The organism is Geodermatophilaceae bacterium NBWT11 (genome assembly GCA_014218215.1).
GTDB lineage: Bacteria > Actinomycetota > Actinomycetes > Mycobacteriales > Geodermatophilaceae > Klenkia.
Window position 1 is genome coordinate 2,478,913 of record CP043652.1, and the last position, 17,895, is coordinate 2,496,807.

The following is a 17,895-nucleotide window of genomic DNA, read 5'->3' on the forward strand; positions in this document are numbered from 1 at the left end:
GTTCGTGAGCACCAGGGAGTGGCAACGTGCCCTGGTTCCGGCGTAGCGAAGAGCCCGAGCCGACTCCGGTCGTCGGCCAGCCGGGGGTCGACCAGGAGGACACCCCGTCCGCCCTGCACGCCGAGATCGCCGGCGCCGTCCGACTGGTCAATGCCGCCGCCGGCGACCTGCCGGTGGCGTCGGTCGTGGCGGCACGTCGAATCACCGACCTGCTGACGGAGGTGGTACGCACCTCTGACGTCCGGCCGCTGGACGTCTACGCGGCCATCTCGGTGCGGGCCACCGCCACCGACTACCTACCCACCACGGTCCGGGGCTTCACCGCTCTCGACCCCGACTTGGTCGACGTCCCAGCGGCCTCAGGCATGACCCCCACCCAGTCGCTCGCCACTCAGCTCGGCTCGCTGGAGGGGGCCGCTGAGCAGGTGCTGGAGGCGGCCCGGCGGCAGGACGTGGACGTGCTGATGACTCAGGGCAGCTTCTTGCGCACGAAGTTCTCCGGCTCCGACCTGGACCTGTGACCCGAGCCCCGTGAACCGACCCGCACGACATGAGAGGCGAGCACCGTGGCACGCATGACCCGCGGGGCCAATGTGGCCCTGACCAGGGAGATCCCTGGCCTGACCAGCCTGGTCGTCGGGGTGGCCTGGGACGCCGGCAGCGAACGCGTGCTCACTGACAACCTCGTCCTCGCGCTGCTGCTGTGTGGGCCTGACAGCCGGGTGCTGTCCGCGCGGCACATGGTGTTCTTCAACCAGCTGACCTCGCCCGAGGAGTCCGTGGCCGCCCGCGACGAGGCCCTGGACGGCGACCAGGAGCAGATCGAGATCGACCTGCGCGGCGTGCCTGCCGAGGTCTCGCGGCTGGTTGCCGTGGTCTACGTCAACGAAGGGACGCCGCAGCGCCGCACTCTGGGCCAGCTGCGCGCGGTGTCCGTCGTGGTCCGGGACGCGCGCACCCACCGCGAGCTCGTCCGCTCGGAAGACCTCGCCCCGGTGCTCCAGGCTGAGACCGCGCTGGTGCTAGGCGAGGTCTACCGGCACGGCGGCGACTGGAAGTTCAAGGTGGTCGGCGAGGGCTACCGCAACGGGATCAGCGGCATCGCCGCCGACTACGGGTTACCACTGTGACCACCGTCCCCGGGGACGCGCCCGCCCGCCCGGACCTCGATTGGCTGCGCCACCGGAGCCGCCGTCAACCCGAGACAGGTGCGGTGTCTCCCGCCACCGGGTCGGTCGGGTTGGCCGACTTCTTGGCCGGCCGGACCACCCGCCGGCAGCCTGAGCCGACGGCCACCCCGGAACCGGCCCTGCCGCAGGTCCACCGCCCGGCCCCGGCCGGGGACCTGCACCTCATGACGCCGGCCGCTGACCCGCTGGACCTGTCCGGTCCGCCGTCGGCCCGACCGACCACTCCACGCGCACCGGCCCCCGTGGCCCCGCCGGGCGGCGACCAGGTGGACCTGTCGCCGCCGAGCACTGTGCGGCCCGCGTCGCGTCAGGTCAGCGAGGACCTCGACCTCTCCTCGTCGGACCTGGACCTGTTCGAGCGGGCACCGCGCCCCGGCCCGTTGCAGGCCCCCGTGTCCGCCGACCTGGCCGTGTCCGACCCGCCGGTCGCTCCGCCGTCCGCCGCCCGCCCTGAGTCCTCCGACCTCGACCTCTTCCCCGAGGCCTCGAGGAACCGGGTGCCGCGGACCCCGGCACCGCCCCCGCGGCTCGAGCCGGTGGTCCGCAGCGTCCCGCGTGTGCCGCCGGGGGGGCGGGTGATCCTGACGCCGCGGGAGCCCACGGTCACGCTCGACCGCGTGCAGTCCGGGGTCGGGGCGCTCACCATCACCGCGATCTGCTCGCCAGCCGTCGGTGACCTCGTACTGGGCGCGGTGCACCAACTGGCTGACGGCAGCTCCGGCGTGGTCAGCCGCACTGTGGGCATCCCGACGGCTCCGCCGCGTTCGCGCCGGCCGGTGCTCGAAGCCGGCCGCGGCGAGTTCGACCAGATCCGGGTCGACCTGCGCCAGAGCCGGTCATTGCGCCGGTTCGTCGTCTACGCGGTGTCGGCGTCCGAGTCCTCGCTGGCTTGGGGCGGGACCCTGTTGCTGTCCACCCACGGAGGCTCCCGGGTGGAGATCCCCCTGGACCTGGCCCAACACGACGGCCCCGTCGTCCTCTCGTCCGTCTACGTCGTGGACGGCGAGTTCGTGGTCCGCGCGGAGCTCGACCCCGTCCGCGGCCTGGTCCGCGACGTCGCGCAGGCCTATGGCTTCCGGGCCATCACCTGGGCCGACGCCCGCACCCCGGTGCTGTGAGCGCTCCCGTCAGGCCGCTCCCGCTGCGGCACTTCGCGCACCTGGACCCCGCCGACGAGCACCGTCTCTTCCTGCAGCCGCCTCAGCCGGTGGACCCCGAAGGCGACCCCGAGGTCCTCGCGCTGGCGTTGGGAGCCACGCTCTACCTGCCCGCCGACCGGCCGGCGCTTGCCGGCGACGTCCGCCGGCAGCAAGCCGCCGGGGTGACCAGCGTCGTGCTGTGCCTGGAGGACGCGATCGCAGACGCTGACGTCAAGACCGCGCAGGCCAACCTGGTGCACCACGTCCGGGACCTGGCCGCCGACCCGCTCCTGCCTCTGGTGTTCATCCGGGTCCGCTGCGCCGAGCAGGTCGGCGAGCTCATCGACGCGCTGGGGGACACCGCCGCGGTCCTCACCGGTTTCGTGCTGCCCAAGTTCACGGGCGCCACCGGCCCAGCCTTCCTCGAGGCGGTACGGGCGGCGTCGGCCCGGCTGGGTCGGCCCTTGCGGGTCATGCCCGTCGTGGAGTCCCGGGAGATGGCGCACGCCGAGACCCGGGTCGACGCCCTGGTCCAGGTGCGCGACCTGCTCGCCGAGCACCGGGCCGAGGTGCTCGCCGTCCGGATCGGGGCGACCGACCTGTCCGCAGCGTTCGGCTTGAGACGCCGCCGCGAGCTCACCGTCTACGAGGTCCGGGTGGTCGCTGACGTCATCGCCGACGTGGTCAACGTGCTGGGCCGGGCCGACGGCACCGGCCACGTGGTCACCGGCCCGGTGTGGGAGTACTTCAACAGCCCCGACCGGGTCTTCAAGCCCCAGCTGCGCGAGACGCCGTTCCGCGAGCTCGAAGAGCGGTCGCTGCGAGCCGACCTGCTCGCCCGCGACCTGGACGGTCTGATCCGTGAGGTGGTGCTCGACCAAGCCAACGGCCTCAACGGCAAAACGGTCATACACCCCACCCACGTGGCCGCCGTGCACGCACTGTCGGTCGTGCCGCACGAGGAGCACGCCGATGCCCTCGACATCCTCGGTGCCGGGGCCGGCGGCGGGGTGGCCGCGTCGTCGTACCGGAACAAGATGAACGAGTCCAAGCCGCACCGGGCCTGGGCCCACCGACTGGTGCAACGAGCGCAGGTGTTCGGCGTAGCTCGGCCCACGACCTCCTTCGTCGACCTGCTCGGCGCCGGGATGCACCCGTGACCGCCGGCTCGCCCTGGACCGGGGAGTGGGTGTGCGGTGAGCTCGACATCGTCGTCACCACCACCGACGCAGCAGGGTCCCTGAACGTCACCGACCTGGTGGGGATGGCCGTGCGGGTCAACCCGCGGCGTGCCCATCTGCTGGTCAGCCGGGTGCTGGGCAAGCACGTGCCGGCCGACCCCGACGTCGTGCGCGGGGCCGGCATGCTGCTCGGCCGACTGGTCGCCGACCGTCTGGCCGGGGTCGACAGCGGCGTGGCCGCCGCTGGCGGGGACCTCCTCGCAGCCGCCGTCCGCGGAGACAGCGGCGCTCCGGCCAGCCTGGTCGAGCTCACCCGGTGGACCACCGATCGCGCTCCGTGCGACGTGCTCGTGCTCGGCTACGCCGAGACTGCGACAGGCCTGGGCCACCTGGTCGCCGATGCGCTCGACACTGATGTCCTGCACTCGACGCGCCGACCGGTCGGCACGACACCCTTTGGCACGTTCGAGGAGGTGCACTCGCACGCGACTGGCCACCTCTTGCTGCCCGACGATCCCGGCCTGTTCGCCGGGGATCGCCCGGTCGTGCTGGTAGACGACGAGTTGTCGACCGGGGCCACGGTCATGGACACCATTCGGGGAATCCAGGCAGTCGCGCCGCGGCACCGGTGGGTCGTGGCCAGTCTGGTCGACCTGCGAACGGCCGAGGCCCGCGTGGAGCTGGACCGCTTCGCCGACTCGCTGGGCGTACAGATCGACGTGGTGGCGCTGGCAACCGGGGTGGTCGATCTGCCCGTCGACGTCTTGGCCCGCGGGAGGAAGTTGGTCGCCCAGCGCCTTGCCGGGGATGACGCACCCCCCAGCCCGGACGCCGGAGGACCAGTTGCGGAAGTGCACACCGGTTCCGGAATCCGGGACGGCGGCCGGCACGGCTTCACCCCTGCCGACCGTCGCGCGATGGAGTCGGCCCTCCCCGGGATCGCCGCCCAGGTGGTCGGGGCGCTGGGCCCAGTCGCCGGCCGGGTGCTGGTCCTCGGCAGTGAGGAACTGGTCTACCTACCGGTGCGAGTTGCCGGCGAGCTGTCCGCTCGCGGGGTCGACGTGGTCGTGTCGAGCACCAGCCGCTCCCCGGTGCTGGCGGTCGACGACCCTGGGTACGCCGTCCGGTCAGTTGTGCGCTTCCCCAGCCACGATCGGCCCGCGGATGGCCCGGGTCCACGCTTCGCGTACAACGTGGCCCCGCCTGTGGGGGTCGGTGCCTTCGCCGCCGCCGTCCTCGTGGTCGACGACGCGAGTCGAGATTGGAGTGACGATCCGTCTGCGCTGCCCTCCGTGTTGGCGTCGGTCGTCGACGGGCCGGTTGTGGTGGTGACCGTCCCCAGCCATCGGCCCACCCCGGAGCCCCTGCGTGGCCCGACCTTCGGTTCCTACGCCCCTGACGAGGTGGGCTGGCTGCTCACCGATCTCTCGCACCTATCGCTGGAAGCCCCGGTGGAGGATCGCGAACGTGCCATCCAGGCTGGCCGTGCGCATTACTCGGAGTCCTTGCCTGTGGAGTACCAGCCCGGTCCTGCCTACCTGGAACTGTTCGAGCAGGCTCTGGCGGCCTCCGCTTCCCGTCTCGCTACAGCGGTGGGTGTGGTGACCGAGGTGGTGCTCGCTGGCCGGTCCCGGCCCCCGGTGCTGGTGTCGCTGGCTCGCGCGGGCACGCCCATCGGTGTGCTGATGCGGCGCTGGGCGGCCCTGCGCCGGATCGACGTCCCCCACCTGACCGTCTCCATCGTCCGGGGACGTGGGCTGGACCCCCGAGCGCTCGACCACCTGGCAGCCCACTACGACCCAGCCGACGTGGTCTTCGTCGACGGGTGGACGGGTAAAGGGGCGATCACCCGCGAGCTGTCGGCGGCGGTGAGAGGAGCAGAACGTGAGCAGGCCCGCGGCTTCCGGCCCGAGCTCGCGGTCGTCGCGGACCCCGGCGGCTGCACGTCGCTGTTCGGCACCCGAGAGGACTTCCTCATCCCCTCGGCGTGCTTGAACTCCACCGTCTCCGGATTGGTGTCGCGGACGGTGCTCCGAGATGACCTGGTGCCGCCGGGCGGTTACCACGGTGCGAAGTTCTACCGCGAGCTTGCGGCCCAGGACGTCTCGGGCAGGTTCTTGGACGTCGTGTCCAGCCACTTCGAGTCGGTTGTCGACGATGTGGCTCGCAACCTGGCGGCCCCAGTGGACCGAGCCCCCACCTGGGCCGGCTGGGCCGCTGTGGAGGAGGTCGCGCAGGGGTTCGGCATCACAGACCTGAACCTGGTCAAGCCCGGGGTCGGGGAGACCACCAGGGTGCTCTTGCGCCGTGTGCCGTGGAAGGTGCTGGTGCGGCCCGACCGGACGGCTGAGCTTGCTCACGTCCTCCACCTGGCGAGCGACCGCGGCGTCGAGGTCGAGACGCGTCCGGACATGCCGTTCTCCTGCATCGGTGTCATCCGCCCTGGCGGGGCCACGTAGTGACAGCCGACGTCCTCATCGCCACGGATCTCGACCGCACGCTCATCTACTCGGCGAACGCGGCGGGAGAGCCGTTGCCGGGGGAGCCGCCCTGGGTGGTGGTGGAGCACCTGGACGGGCGGGCCATCTCGTACGTCTCCGCGCTCGCGGCCAGCCGTTACGAGACCCTGGCCGATGCCTGGTGCGTCGTCCCGGTGACCACCCGGACCCCTGCGCAGCTGGCACGGATCCGACTGCCGGGTCCGGCCCCCAGGTACGCCGTGGCCGCGAATGGTGGGGTCCTGCTCGAGGAGGGGAAGCCCGATCACCTGTGGGCGGAGACGGTTGCCGCGGCCATGGCCAAGGTTGCTGCGGTCGACGAGGCCCACGCCGCACTTGCTCGCGCCTGCTCGGCGGACCTCAGTGCGCGGCTGTACACCGTGCCCGGCCTGTTTTGCTATGCCGTTGTCGACCGGCCGGCGTTCTCGGAGGACAGGCTTGCCGAGCTGCGCGCCTGGGGCCGTGTGACGGGGTGGGGAGTTTCGCTACAGGGCCGCAAGCTCTATCTCGTACCGACGGTTCTGACCAAGTCCGCTGCGGTCGCCGAAGTGGCCCGACGCGCGAGGGCTCGGTGTGTGCTCGCTGCCGGTGACTCTCTCCTGGACATCGACCTCTTGGAGTTTGCGGACGCCGCCGTCAGGCCGGGGCATGGTGAGCTGGCGGAGCGCAGTTGGTCGCGGCCGCATGTAACGACCCTCGAGTCGCAGGGCATCAGGGCCGGGGAGGATGTCCTGGCCTGGTTCGCAGAGCAAGCCGGCGAGCGTCGAGCCGGGATGGTGTCCCCGCTCTAGCTTGCTGGCTGATGCGCGCAGCGTGGGGCCGTTGGCGTCGCCGGAAACCCGCTGGGAGTGAAAGCTCCTCGAGGGTTCGAATCCCTCGCCCTCCGCTCGAGCAGGTCGCGGGGGATCAGACCCCGGCCATCACGGTGGTCCGGGTCAGCTGCGGCGCCGCCGCCAGCACCTCCGCCAGCCGGGAGGCCCCCTCCGGTGTCTGGCGCCAGGCCCGGTAGGCGTCGTCGTGCTCCAGCGACTCCCAGCGCTCCACCACCACGACGTGGGCCGGGTCGGTGGCGTCGACCGTCACCTCCACCCCGAGGCAGCCGGCGAAGGCGCGGGTGGCCTCGAGGGTGGTGGTGAGGAGGCGCCCGGTCCCCTCCGAGTCGGCGGCGGCAGCGGGGGACAGGGTCAGCTCCAGCAACGAGATCACGGTCATGGCCGCATCATGCCGCCACCCAGCACGTCTCAGCGAGCGCCCGTGGGCCCTCCGCCCGAGCGCCCGCGGCGCCGGTGCTTGGGCCGGTCCGAGGGCGGGGGCCCGGCGTCGGAGCCGCGGCCGCGGTCGGCGCGGTTGTGCGCGTTCGGGTCCTGCCGGCCACCGGCGCCGATGTCGGACTTGCGCGGCTTGCGGCCGCCCGTCGTCCCCCCGGACTTGGCGCCCGAGGACGAGCCCGAGCGGGACGGGCGACCGGAGCGGGCCGGAGCACCCTCGCGCGGCGGACGACGGTCCGAGGCAGCCGGCCGACCGGCCGGGCGGGTGCCGCAGTCCCGGCAGGTGGTGAACCACGGCGCGATCGGCGTCCCGCACTCGACGCACTTCGCGGCGGTGGACATGGCGATCGCGTCGGGCAGCAGCTCGGTGATCCGCTGCGCGCACTTCTGCTCGTTGGCAGCGGCGTCCTCGCTGGTCAGGCCGGCGACCCCGGGGAAGGAGCGGAGCAGCGTCTGGGCCTCGCGGGCCTGCGCGGCGGCCATCTCGAAGTCCTGCACCGTGGCGGTGCGGGGGACGTCGGGCAGCACCAGCTCGCGGCTGACGTGCAGCCCGGCTTCGTGCTGCAGGGCGGCGCGGGCCAGCGCGAGCCAGCGCACCTTGCGCGGCGGGTCGTGGTCGACGGCCAGGTTGATCAACCGCCAGACCGTCCACAGGTCGGTGGCCAGCGGGCCGCGCAGCATCGGGAGCAGGGCCTGCACCCGGATGACCAGGCCGGTGACGTCGTCCGGCGTCATGACCTGGGAGTCCTTGGTGGCCGCGCGGGCCCAGGCGGCCCAGCGGGTCAGCGCCTCGGGCAGGTCGACGGCCTCGAACGCGCCGAGGTCCTCGAGCTCCGGGCGCAGCCGCGGACGGCGGTGCGGCAGGTCGCTCATCACGTCGCCGCGGGCGACGGAGGCGCCGGCGACGACGAGGGAGGGCACCGGCTTGAGGCCGGGGATGCCGCCGAGGACGCCGACGGTGCCGTGCCCGGTGAGGCCGTACCGCCCGGCGCGACCGGCGATCTGGGCGGCCTCCCAGGTGCGCAGCGGGCGCAGCTCGGTGCCGTCGTACTTGGTGGTCTCGGCGAACAGCACCGTCGTCGCGGGCACGTTGATGCCGTGCCCGATCACGTCGGTGGTGACCAGCACCTCGAGCTCGCCGCGGGTGAAGCGGTCGATGACGTCGCGCCGGGTGGCCGGCGGCAGCGCCCCGTAGAGGACGCCGACCTTCCCCTGGCGGTGCGGGTCGAGCTGCGCGGCGACGGCGTAGACGGTCTTGCGGGAGAACGCGACGACCAGCGTCTGGGCCTGCACGTGGGCCGGGCGGACCGGCCGCTCCAGCACGTCGAGCCGGGACAGCCGCTTGTGGTTGACCACGACGACCTGCTGGGCGTCGGCGACCAGCGGGCGCAGCAGCAGCAGCGCCTCGGCGGCGGAGATGAGGTGCATCTCGCGGTACTCACCGGTCAGCAGCAGCCGGGCCCAGTGGTGGCCGCGGTCGGGGTCGGCGACCCAGTGCGACTCGTCGAGGACCAGCAGGTCACCGCGCGGCGGGGCCTTCTCCACCGTGCAGCAGACGATCGGCGCGTACGGGTCGATCTCCTCCTCGCCGGTCGACAGACCGACGGTGCCGGCGGGCAGCTGGGCGGAGAGCTTGGCGTACGCCTCGTGCGCGAGCTGGCGCAGGGGGGCGGCGTAGACGCCGGAGCCGGCGGCCGCGAGGGCCTGCAGCGACTCGTAGGTCTTGCCGGAGTTGGTGGGGCCGAGGTGGAAGACCACGTGCTCGGGCCGGGTGGTGCGCACCGGCAGCGCGGGCTCGGCGCCGTCGACCCAGGTCTGCTGGGCGCGGCGCTCGTCGCGGGCGGCGGCCTTGTCGGCGGTGCGGGCGGTCGCCTCGTCGGCGGCACGGCGGGCGGCCTTGCCGGGGCGGCCGGAGGGGGTGCGCACCCGGCGACGGGCGGCGGGGGAGGGAGGGGTCACGGTGTCCTTCGGGTACAGGGCGGGTCGGCGCAGTGCTGCGCTCGGGACCTCACAGGGGGCAACAGCGCCGTCATCGGTTCTGTGCCCACCTCCACGGTCCCACACGGGCCCACCCCGGGGGGTGAGGGCGACCGCCGACGGACGAAGTCGGGGCGCTGACCTGCCGATCTTCCCGTCGTGCACACCCCCGACCGACGGCCACCGTGGACCGTCCCGACGTGGCTGGCCCCGCGCGACCCGCGCCTGGGCCCCCTGGTGGCCGCCGCCCTGCTCGCATGCGGCGCGCTGCTCGACCTGACGCTGATGCTGTTGCTCCCCGCCCTCGGCGGCACCGCGCCGGGCTTCGGCTGGGTCGTGCTGGTGCTGCTCGTGGTCAACGGCCTGGTCTGCGCGACCGCGCCGCGAGGGAGCGCGACCAGCCAGCTGTCGGTCGTCGCCGGGGCGCTCACCGCGATCGTGGCCTGCGCGTCGATGTGGGGCCTGCTCTACGGGGAGCTCGACGCCGGGGTCTCGCTGATGGGGCTGCCCGCGGTCTTCGCCGCCAGCCAGCTCCGCCGCCCGCTCGCGATCGCGCTCACCGGGCTCACCTGCCTCTCGGCGGTCACCGTGCTGGCACTGGTCGCCCCGTGGACGGCGTTCCGGACCGTCGACGCGGTGATGGTCTGCGGCAGCCTGACGCTGCTGTGCGGCGCCACCCTGCACTACGTCGAGGACACCCGCCGGCTGCTGGACCGCCTCGAGCGGCTGGCCGCGGTCGACGGGCTGACCGGGCTGGTCACCCGCCGGGTGCTGGACGACGCCCTGGCCACCGCACTCACCTCGGCCGGCGCGCAGACCGGCACCGCGCTCGTGCTGGTCGACGTCGACTCCTTCAAGACCGTCAACGACCGCTACGGCCACCCGGTCGGGGACGCCGCACTGCAGCACGTGGGCGCCGTCCTCACCGCCGCGGTGCGCAGCACCGACGCCGTGGTCAGCCGGCTGGGCGGGGACGAGCTGGCGGTGCTGCTCCCCGGCTGCGCCACCGACGTCGCCCGCGCCCGGGCGCAGGACCTGGTGCTCGCCGTCCGCGCTGCCCCGCTGCTGCTGGCCGACGGCTCGCCGCTGCCGATCACCGTGAGCGTGGGTGTCGCGCACGCACCCACCCACGCACCCGACGTCCGGGCGCTCTACGCCGCCGCGGACGGCGCGCTGTACGCGGCCAAGCGCGGCGGCCGGGACCGTTCCGAGGTCGCCGAGGTGGCCGTCCTCAACTGAGCCGGCGGGCCGCCGCGGCCAGCGTGCGGGCGGTCAGCCGGCCGTCGGCCAGGCCGAGGGCGACGACGTCGTCGAAGACCCGCTGGTCGTCCCCGGCCGCCCGGAACGCCGCGTCCATCACCCGTGGCCAGCGGCTCACCCAGGAGGCCGTCGAGGAGTGCGCCAGGTGGACGCCCAGGCGGGCCCGCAGCGCGGAACGGAAGGCCCGTCCGGCACCGGCGCCCTGCGCGGCGGCCGCACCGGCCAGCGCCCCGGAGAGCACCGCGTAGAAGATGCCCTCCCCGGTCATCGGGTTGATCAGCGACTGCGCGTCCCCGGCCAGCAGCACCCGGCCGTCGGGCAGACGCGGGCGGCCGGTGGACAGCGGCAGCCGGTGTGCCCGCAGCCCGGTCGGATCGACGCCCGGGAGCAGCCGGTGCAGGCCCTCGAGCAGCCCGGCGCGGGTCGCGCCGCCGCTGACCAGCTCGCCGTAGCCGACGTTGGCCCGGCCGTCGCCGATCGGGAACGACCAGGCGTAGGCCGGCCAGCGCTGGTCGGTGGTGGTGATGACCTGCACGCCCCCCTCGCCGGCGGGGGCGTAGCCGCGGATCGCGATGGCCAGCCGGTCCGGCCGGTTCGGGCCGATGCCCAGCGCCCGGCGGACGACGGACTCCGCGCCGTCGGCCCCCACGAGCACACCGGCCCGCAGCACCCCGTCGACGTCCACGCCGTCCGGACCCGGCGTCACCCGCTTCACGGTGTGCCGGCGGAACGCGGCGCCGGCGGCCAGTGCGGCGTCCAGGATGCGGCCGTCGAGCACCGCCCGGGGGACGACGACGGCCGGCCGGTGCATCGTCCGCTCGACGGTCCGGCCCGAGGGCGAGGTCAGCCGCAGCCGCGGGACGGCGGGGTACCCGTCGGTGAGCGCGTCGACGTCCACCCCGAGGACGGCCAGGACGTCGAGGGCCTCGGGGGCGATGCCGTCACCGCAGACCTTGTCGCGGGGGAAGTCCGACCGGTCGAGCACCAGCACCGAGGCGCCGTGCCGGCGGGCGGCCAGCGCGGTGGCCGCTCCGGCCGGGCCGCCGCCGACCACGACGACGTCCCAGGTCTCCACGGTGCCGACGGTAGGTGGTTCCGCCCGGGGCCGCGCCGGTGCAGGCTGGGCGCATGAGCGAGCACGAGCTGTGGCTGCGGTCGATCGCCGAGCAGCGGGCCGCGTTCCGGGGTGCGGTCTCGGGGCTGACCGAGGAGCAGGCCCGCTCGGTGCCCAGCGCCAGCGGCCTGTCGCTGGCCGCGCTGGTGAAGCACGCGGTCTGGGCCGAGGACACCTGGGTCGGGGCGCGCGTCGGCGGGGTCGTGCCCGACGAGGGCCCGGCCGGGTGGGTGGCCGGGTTCGAGCTCACCGCCGAGGACACGGTGCCCGCCCTGCTGGCCCGCTGGGACGCCGCCGCCGTCCGCACCGAGCAGGTCGTGCGCGCCGAGCCCGACCTGGACCGGCCGGTGCCGCTCAGCGCGGAGACCCGGCAGTACGTCGACCCGACCGCCGAGCCGACCGTGCGCTGGGTCCTGCTGCACCTGGTCGAGGAGCTGGCCCGGCACGCCGGGCACGCCGACGTCGTCCGGGAGTCGATCGACGGCAAGGGCGCCGCCGACCTCGCTCAGCCCTGAGCCGGGCGGGTCCACTTCCGCTGCGGGTGCTCGTACCGCTCGACGAACTCCAGCAGCCCGTCGGCGGTGTGCACCACGCCGAGGGCGTCGAGCCGGCGGCCGTCGAGGTAGCCGTCGTCGACCATGCGGTGCAGCTGGGTGAGCAGCGGCTGCCAGAAGTCGTCGACGTCCAGCAGCAGGGTCGGCTTGGCGTGCAGGCCGAGCATCCCCCAGGTCCAGGCCTCGAAGAGCTCCTCGAGCGTGCCGGCCGCGCCGGGCAGCGCGACGAAGGCGTCGGCGAGGTCGGCCATCGCCGCCTTGCGCTCGTGCATCGAGGACACCACCCGCAGGTCGGTCAGCTCGGGGTGGGCCAGTTCGTCGTCCACCAGGTGCTGCGGGATGACCCCGACCACCTCGCCGCCGGCGGCCAGCGCGGCGTCCGCGACCGTGCCCATCATCCCCACCTTGCCGCCGCCGTAGACGATGCCGACCCCGGCGCGGGCCAGGGACTCGGCGAACGCGGTGGCCGCGTGCTGGTGGGACGGCGGCCCGGCCTGGGACCCGGTGAAGACGGCGATGCGCATGGCGTCGACCTTATGGAGTGCCACGGGCGAGGATTCCTGCGCCGTGGCACTCCATCAGGGTCAGGCGGGCTGGCCGTAGGCGCGGGTGACCCACTCGGCGATGCAGACCGGCTTGTCGCCGCCCTCGCGCTCGATGACGACCGACAGGGTGTTCTGCACCCCGCCGGCCACCTCCTCGACGTTCGCCAGGGTGGCCGTGGCCCGCACCCGCGAGCCCACCGGCACCGGCGCGGGGAAGCGGACCTTGTTCAGCCCGTAGTTCACGCCCATGACGGCGTCGGTGATCGTGTAGGTCTGGGTGGCCAGCGGCACCAGCAGCGACAGGGTGAGGAACCCGTGCGCGATCGGCCCGCCGAACGGGCTCTCGGCCTTGGCGCGCTCGACGTCGATGTGGATCCACTGGTGGTCACCGGTGGCGTCGGCGAAGGTGTTGACCGCCTCCTGGGTGATCTCGTACCAGTCGCTGGTGCCCAGCTCGGTGCCCTTCAGGCCCGGCAGGTCGGCGATCGTCGTGGTGGTGGTCATGCGTCACTCCTCGATGAGTACGTCTGGCGTAGGTCGGGCTTGCGGATCTTGCCGGTCGCGGTCTTGGGGAGCTCGTCGACGAACCGGACCTCCTTGGGCACCTTGAACCCGGCGAGCCGTTCCCGCAGCGTGGCGCGGAGGGCGTCGGCGTCGGGCACGGTGCCGGGCGTGGGGACGACGACGGCCAGGCCGACCTCGCCCCAGTACGGGTCGGGCACGCCGATGACGGCGACCTCCTGCACCTCTGGCAGCTCCAGCATCGTGGACTCCACCTCGGCCGGGTACACGTTCTCCCCGCCGGAGATGATCATGTCCTTGTAGCGGTCCCGGATGGTCAGGTAGCCGTCCTCGTCGACCGACCCGGCGTCCCCGGAGTGGTACCAGCCGTCCACGAGCACGGCGGCGGTCGCCTCGGGGGCGTCCCAGTAGCCCTGCATCACGTTGGGGCCGGAGACGACCACCTCGCCGATCTCGCCGGGCGCGCACTCGGTGCCGTCGGGCCGCACCACCCGGACGTCGACGAAGAACTGCGACCTCCCGGCCGACCCCACCTTGGCCACCGCGTCCGCGCTGTCCAGCATCGTGCCGGCCGGTGCGGTCTCGGTCATGCCGTAGGCCTGCTGCACGGTGATCCCGCGGTCGAGCCAGGTGTGCAGCAGCGGCAGCGGCAGGGGAGCCCCTGCCGCGGCGACCGTCCGCAGGGCGGAGAGGTCGAGGGTCGCGAAGCCGGGCTGCCGGGCGAGGGCGTCCATCATCGTGGGGACGGCGAAGAACGACGTCACCCGCTGCTCGCTGATCACCTGCAGCGTCGCGGCCGGGTCGAACCCGCGCACCAGGACGACGCAGCCCCCGCGCAGCAGGGTCGGGTTGACCGTGCCGTTGAGCCCGCCGACGTGGAACAGCGGGGCCAGGCCCAGCGTCCGCTCGTCGGGGCCGCCCTCCAGGCTGAGCACCTGGTCCAGGCACGCCCACGTCATGTTGCCGTGGGTGAGCACCGCGCCCTTGGGCCTGCCGGTGGTGCCCGAGGTGTACATGACCAGGCAGACGTCGTCGTGGGTCACGGGCTCGTCGCGGAGCAGCGGTGCGGCCGCCGCGGTGAGCGTCGTCCAGTCCAGGCTGTCGGCGCCGCCCTCGAGCGGCGGCTCGGCGGCGATCCAGGTGCGGACGGCGGGCAGCTGGTCCCGCAGCACGTCGGCCGTCGTCCCGTGCTCGCGGCCGTGCACCACCAGCGAAGCCCCGGAGTGGGCGAGCACGTACTGCGCCTCGGGCGGGGTGAGCCGTGCGTTGACCGGCACCCACACCGCGCCGAGCTGGCCGCAGGCGTAGAGCAGTTCGAGGCCGACGGGGTGGTTGGCGCCCAGCCAGGCGACGCGGTCGCCACGCTGGACGCCCAGGTCGTGCAGGACCGAAGCCGCCCGGCGGACGGCGAGGGCGAACTCGCCGTGCGTCGTCGTCGTCCCCTCGAACCAGATGGCCGGCTTCTGCGGCGACATCCGCAGCCGGCGCTCGGGCCAGGACCCGAGCCCGGAGTTCCTCACCGCAGCCCCAGGGCGACGATGGCGTTCTCCTTCATGATCAGCGGCACGACCTCGGGCTTCATCTCGAGCGTCGAGAAGTCGGCCATCCAGCGGTCGGGCTTGAGCAGCGGGTAGTCCGAGCCGAACAGCACCTTGCGCTTGAGCCGCCCGTTCGCCGCCTTCACCAGCTGCGGCGGGAAGTACTTCGGTGACCAGCCGGACAGGTCGATGTAGACGTTGGCCTTGTGGGTGGCGATGGAGATCGCGGCGTCCTGCCAGGGCACCGAGGGGTGCGCCATGATGATCGTCAGGCCCGGGAAGTCGGCGGCGACGTCGTCGAGGAGCATCGGGTCGGAGTACCGCAGCTTGATCCCGCGCCCGCCGGGTAGGCCCGCGCCGATGCCCGTCTGGCCGGTGTGGAACAGCGCCGGGACGCCGAGGCTCTGCAGTTCCTCGTACAGCGGGTACACCGCGCGGTCGTTGGGCTCGAAGGCCTGGATCGACGGGTGGAACTTGAACCCGCGGACCCCGTGCTGCTCGACCAGCTTCCGGGCCAGCGCGATGCCCTTGGCCCCGCGCGCGGGGTCGACCGAGCCGAACGGGATGAGCACGTCGGGGTGCTGCGCGGCGAGGTCGGCGATCTCCTCGTTGGACAGCGCCGGGTGCCCGGTGGCGTGCTCGATGTCGACGGTGAAGACGACCGCGGCCATGTTCCTGCTGCGGTAGTCCGCGGCGATGTCCGGGACGGTCGGGTCGTAGGGGTCGCCCTTGAAGTACTTCGCGGCAGCAGCGTTGAGCTCGTCGTCCAGTGCGAAGTGGCCGTGGGTGTCGGCGTGCACGTGGGTGTGCACGTCGATGGCGACCAGGTTCTCCAGGTCCAGCTGCAGGGCCATCTCAGGACTCCGGCTCGAACTGCTGGCCGACGGTCTGCTTCGAGGCCTCGAACCGCTCGGGCCAGATCGCGGCGATGGCGTCGGCCGACCAGCCGGTGCCGTCGGCGAACTCGACGACGACCTCCGACGGGTGGCTCCACAGCGCGAGCCGGTCGCCGCCGATGCCGACGGCCTGCCCGGTGATGCCGGCCGCGGCGTCCGAGGCCAGGAACGCGATCAGCCCGGCGACGTCGTCGGCGGAGCCGAAGGCCAGCTGCTGGCGGGCGTAGGGCGGCAGCTGCTCGCCGGCCTTGAGCGCGGTGACGTAGGGCTCGAGGAAGGGCACCGTCTCGGTCATCGCGGTGGCCGCGACCGGCACGACGGCGTTGACGGTGATCTCGGCGCGGGCCAGCTCCATCGCCCAGGTGCGCACCATGCCGACGATCCCGGCCTTGGCCGCGGCGTAGTTGGTCTGGCCGAAGTTGCCGACCTGACCGGTGGGGGAGCCGATGCAGATGACGCGCCCGCCCTCGCCCTGCTCGCGCAGCTTCACCGCGGCGGCCCGGGTGCAGGTGAACGTGCCGCGCAGGTGGGTGGTGATGACGGCGTCGAACTGGTCGTCGGTCATCTTCCACAGCGTGGTGTCGCGCAGGATGCCCGCGTTGTTGACCAGCACGTCGAGCCGGCCGAACTCGGCCACCGCCCGGTCGACGAGGGCCTGGGCGGTCTCGCTGCTGCCCACCGGCACGACCTCGGCCACGGCGCTGCCCCCGGCGGCGGTGATCGACTGCACCGCGGCCTCGGCCACCTCCGCGTCGACGTCGTTGACCACGACCGCCGCACCGCGGCGGGCGAGCTCCTGGGCGTACGCGAGGCCGAGGCCCCGCCCGGATCCGGTGACGACGGCGACCTTGCCGGTCAGCTCCACGGGTTCTCCTCGATGAGTGGGGGTGGTGCCGGGACCGTAGGCGGGTATCGTGGAGGTTGTCAACGATGGAGGAACTCATGGACAGACCGTTGAGCGAGGACCTGGGCTTCCTGCTCTCCCGGGCCAGTGGCGCGGTCGTCCGGACGACGAACGCCGCCCTGGTCGAGCACGGGCTGCGTGTGCGGCAGTACTCGGTGCTGGTGCTCGCCTGCGAGACGGCCGACGGGGTGAGCCAGCGCACACTGGCCACCGTGCTGGGTCTGGACCCCTCCCAGGTGGTCCTGCTGGTCGACGAGCTGACCGCCGCGGGCCTGGTCGAGCGGCGGCCCGACCCCGCCGACCGCCGCACCCGGCTCGTGGTCGCCACCGCCGCCGGACGTCGGGTGCGGGGCCTGGCCGGCACCGCGGCCGCGGCAGCCGTCGAGTCGCCGATGGCCCTGCTGGACGAGGCCGACCGGCAGGTCCTGCGCGAGCTGCTCACCCGGATCTGGTCGGCCACCACCTGAGCCGACGGCCGGGGCGGCCGCCCCGGGTCAGGCGGTCTGCTCCTCGGGGATGGTGTCCAGGCAGGCCGCTGCGGCTGCCCGGGCGGCCGGCTCGACCCGGGCGTGCTCGGCGGAGAACAACGCCTGGGCCTGCTCGCCGGGCCACGGGCTCGGCAGCAGGTCCAGCGGGAGGCGGGGGGTGTCCCGCAGCGCCAGCCGCCACTCCTCCTGCAGGGCCAGCTGACGGGCCAGCGGGTCGGTGTGCCGACGGTCGGAGCTGCCGCCGTCCCAGCGGCGGGTGAACGCCTCGAAGGTCTCCGCGGCCGCGGGCACGTCCCAGACCTCACCGAGCAGGACGGCGGGGTCCAGGCCGGCGTGCGGTCGTGCGGTGAAGGCCCGGACGTGGGCGGCCGCCTCCAGGTCGCCGAGCGCCGCACCGATGTCCACCGTGCCCGGGGCCGCCCACAACCCGCCCTGCAGCAGGCCGAACCCCGCGGCCTGCAACCGGGTGCGCAGCTCGTGCCGCTGGCGCTGCCAGGCGTCGGGCAGGTGGAAGGACAGCAGCGTCCACTGCCCGTCCCACTGCCGGTCGGCCGTGGCGTCCTCCCGCCAGATGCGGGTGTAGCCGGCGCGCAGGGCCTGCACCGAGGAGGGGGTCAGGCCCAGGTAGACCTGGCGGCCGCGCTTGTGGCCCACCAGTCGGCTGCGGCGCACCATGCGGGTGATCGCCGACCGGGTGGCGTGTGCCGTCACGCCCAGCCCGTCCATCACGTCGATCAGGCTGGGCGTGGCGACCAGCAGGCCCCGGTCCAGCACGTGCGCGCCGTAGAAGGTGAGCAGCAGGCTCTCCGGGCGCAGTGCCA

17 protein-coding genes and 1 pseudogene are annotated in these 17,895 nt (G+C 73.7%); 9 read left to right on the forward strand and 9 right to left on the reverse strand.

Annotation, left to right across the window (positions count from 1 at the left end):
• Positions 1–26: 26 nt before the first annotated feature.
• The 6 genes from F1C76_11895 to F1C76_11920 all read left to right on the forward strand — a co-directional run bounded on the left by F1C76_11895 (position 27) and on the right by F1C76_11920 (position 6,799).
• A complete protein-coding gene (locus tag F1C76_11895) occupies positions 27–521 on the forward strand; it encodes a hypothetical protein (protein ID QNG37201.1) in 495 nt (164 codons plus the stop codon).
• Between the two features lie 54 nt (positions 522–575).
• Entirely contained in the window at positions 576–1,130 is a 555-nt protein-coding gene (locus F1C76_11900; GenBank protein ID QNG37202.1) for a TerD family protein, read from the forward strand.
• A gap of 83 nt (positions 1,131–1,213) precedes the next feature.
• Entirely contained in the window at positions 1,214–2,308 is a 1,095-nt protein-coding gene (locus F1C76_11905; protein QNG37203.1) for a hypothetical protein, read from the forward strand.
• Positions 2,309–2,331: 23 nt separating this feature from the next.
• Positions 2,332–3,489 (forward strand): HpcH/HpaI aldolase/citrate lyase family protein, encoded by a 1,158-nt coding sequence (locus F1C76_11910; GenBank protein QNG39190.1) that lies wholly within the window; start codon positions 2,332–2,334, stop codon positions 3,487–3,489.
• Positions 3,490–3,593: 104 nt separating this feature from the next.
• Positions 3,594–5,969, forward strand: a complete 2,376-nt coding sequence (locus F1C76_11915) for a phosphoribosyltransferase (GenBank protein ID QNG39191.1) — start codon at positions 3,594–3,596, stop codon at positions 5,967–5,969.
• Complete coding sequence (locus F1C76_11920) at positions 5,969–6,799, forward strand: HAD family hydrolase (GenBank protein ID QNG37204.1); 831 nt, start codon at positions 5,969–5,971, stop codon at positions 6,797–6,799. The genes F1C76_11915 and F1C76_11920 overlap by 1 nt, the downstream gene beginning before the upstream one ends.
• A gap of 115 nt (positions 6,800–6,914) precedes the next feature.
• On the opposite strand, the gene F1C76_11925 is transcribed toward F1C76_11920, so the two are convergent.
• Both F1C76_11925 and F1C76_11930 read right to left on the reverse strand, forming a co-directional pair.
• Positions 6,915–7,220: a hypothetical protein gene (locus F1C76_11925; protein ID QNG37205.1), complete on the reverse strand. Its 306-nt coding sequence runs from the start codon at positions 7,218–7,220 to the stop codon at positions 6,915–6,917.
• Positions 7,221–7,249: 29 nt separating this feature from the next.
• Positions 7,250–9,202, reverse strand: a complete 1,953-nt coding sequence (locus tag F1C76_11930) for a helicase (GenBank protein ID QNG39192.1) — start codon at positions 9,200–9,202, stop codon at positions 7,250–7,252.
• Between the two features lie 504 nt (positions 9,203–9,706).
• Between F1C76_11930 and F1C76_11935 the strand changes: the two genes are divergently transcribed.
• On the forward strand, positions 9,707–10,492 hold the full coding sequence (locus tag F1C76_11935) for a GGDEF domain-containing protein (protein ID QNG39193.1): 786 nt from the start codon (positions 9,707–9,709) through the stop codon (positions 10,490–10,492).
• Here F1C76_11935 and F1C76_11940 read toward each other — a convergent pair.
• Positions 10,485–11,588: a geranylgeranyl reductase family protein gene (locus tag F1C76_11940; GenBank protein QNG37206.1), complete on the reverse strand. Its 1,104-nt coding sequence runs from the start codon at positions 11,586–11,588 to the stop codon at positions 10,485–10,487. The two genes, F1C76_11935 and F1C76_11940, sit on opposite strands and share 8 nt — an antisense overlap.
• 53 nt (positions 11,589–11,641) lie before the next feature.
• Here F1C76_11940 and F1C76_11945 point away from each other — a divergent pair, with 53 nt between their 5' ends.
• Positions 11,642–12,142, forward strand: coding sequence for a DinB family protein (locus tag F1C76_11945; protein ID QNG37207.1), 501 nt, complete (start codon positions 11,642–11,644; stop codon positions 12,140–12,142).
• Here F1C76_11945 and F1C76_11950 read toward each other — a convergent pair.
• Genes F1C76_11950 through F1C76_11970 form a run of 5 tightly spaced genes read right to left on the reverse strand, consistent with a single transcriptional unit; the run spans position 12,133 to position 16,547 of the window.
• Complete coding sequence (locus F1C76_11950) at positions 12,133–12,705, reverse strand: TIGR00730 family Rossman fold protein (GenBank protein QNG37208.1); 573 nt, start codon at positions 12,703–12,705, stop codon at positions 12,133–12,135. The genes F1C76_11945 and F1C76_11950 overlap by 10 nt on opposite strands.
• A 60-nt stretch (positions 12,706–12,765) precedes the next feature.
• Positions 12,766–13,230, reverse strand: a complete 465-nt coding sequence (locus tag F1C76_11955) for a MaoC family dehydratase (protein QNG37209.1) — start codon at positions 13,228–13,230, stop codon at positions 12,766–12,768.
• Positions 13,227–14,768, reverse strand: a complete 1,542-nt coding sequence (locus F1C76_11960; protein QNG37210.1) for a long-chain fatty acid--CoA ligase — start codon at positions 14,766–14,768, stop codon at positions 13,227–13,229. The genes F1C76_11955 and F1C76_11960 overlap by 4 nt, the downstream gene beginning before the upstream one ends.
• Complete coding sequence (locus F1C76_11965; GenBank protein ID QNG39194.1) at positions 14,765–15,628, reverse strand: amidohydrolase; 864 nt, start codon at positions 15,626–15,628, stop codon at positions 14,765–14,767. Before F1C76_11965 ends, F1C76_11960 begins: the two co-directional genes overlap by 4 nt.
• Positions 15,629–15,641: 13 nt before the next feature.
• Positions 15,642–16,547 (reverse strand): SDR family oxidoreductase, encoded by a 906-nt coding sequence (locus tag F1C76_11970; protein QNG37211.1) that lies wholly within the window; start codon positions 16,545–16,547, stop codon positions 15,642–15,644.
• Between the two features lie 65 nt (positions 16,548–16,612).
• On the opposite strand from F1C76_11970, the gene F1C76_11975 reads away from it, so the two are divergent.
• A complete protein-coding gene (locus tag F1C76_11975) occupies positions 16,613–17,053 on the forward strand; it encodes a winged helix-turn-helix transcriptional regulator (GenBank protein QNG37212.1) in 441 nt (146 codons plus the stop codon).
• 27 nt (positions 17,054–17,080) lie between these two features.
• Here the strand turns inward: F1C76_11975 and F1C76_11980 are convergent.
• Positions 17,081–17,887 (reverse strand): annotated as a pseudogene (locus F1C76_11980) (PaaX family transcriptional regulator).
• Positions 17,888–17,895 lie beyond the last annotated feature (8 nt).

What these genes read in the sequence shown, in the direction of transcription:
- F1C76_11900 (QNG37202.1), top strand. Translation starts at nt 576, where the DNA reads ATGACCCGCGGGGCCAATGTGGCCCTGACCAGGGAGATCCCTGGCCTG.
- F1C76_11915 (QNG39191.1), top strand. Translation starts at nt 3,594, where the DNA reads ATGGCCGTGCGGGTCAACCCGCGGCGTGCCCATCTGCTGGTCAGCCGG.
- F1C76_11925 (QNG37205.1), bottom strand. Translation starts at nt 7,220, where the DNA reads ATGACCGTGATCTCGTTGCTGGAGCTGACCCTGTCCCCCGCTGCCGCC.
- F1C76_11935 (QNG39193.1), top strand. Translation starts at nt 9,707, where the DNA reads ATGTGGGGCCTGCTCTACGGGGAGCTCGACGCCGGGGTCTCGCTGATG.
- F1C76_11945 (QNG37207.1), top strand. Translation starts at nt 11,642, where the DNA reads ATGAGCGAGCACGAGCTGTGGCTGCGGTCGATCGCCGAGCAGCGGGCC.
- F1C76_11950 (QNG37208.1), bottom strand. Translation starts at nt 12,705, where the DNA reads ATGCGCATCGCCGTCTTCACCGGGTCCCAGGCCGGGCCGCCGTCCCAC.
- F1C76_11955 (QNG37209.1), bottom strand. Translation starts at nt 13,230, where the DNA reads ATGACCACCACCACGACGATCGCCGACCTGCCGGGCCTGAAGGGCACC.
- F1C76_11975 (QNG37212.1), top strand. Translation starts at nt 16,613, where the DNA reads ATGGAGGAACTCATGGACAGACCGTTGAGCGAGGACCTGGGCTTCCTG.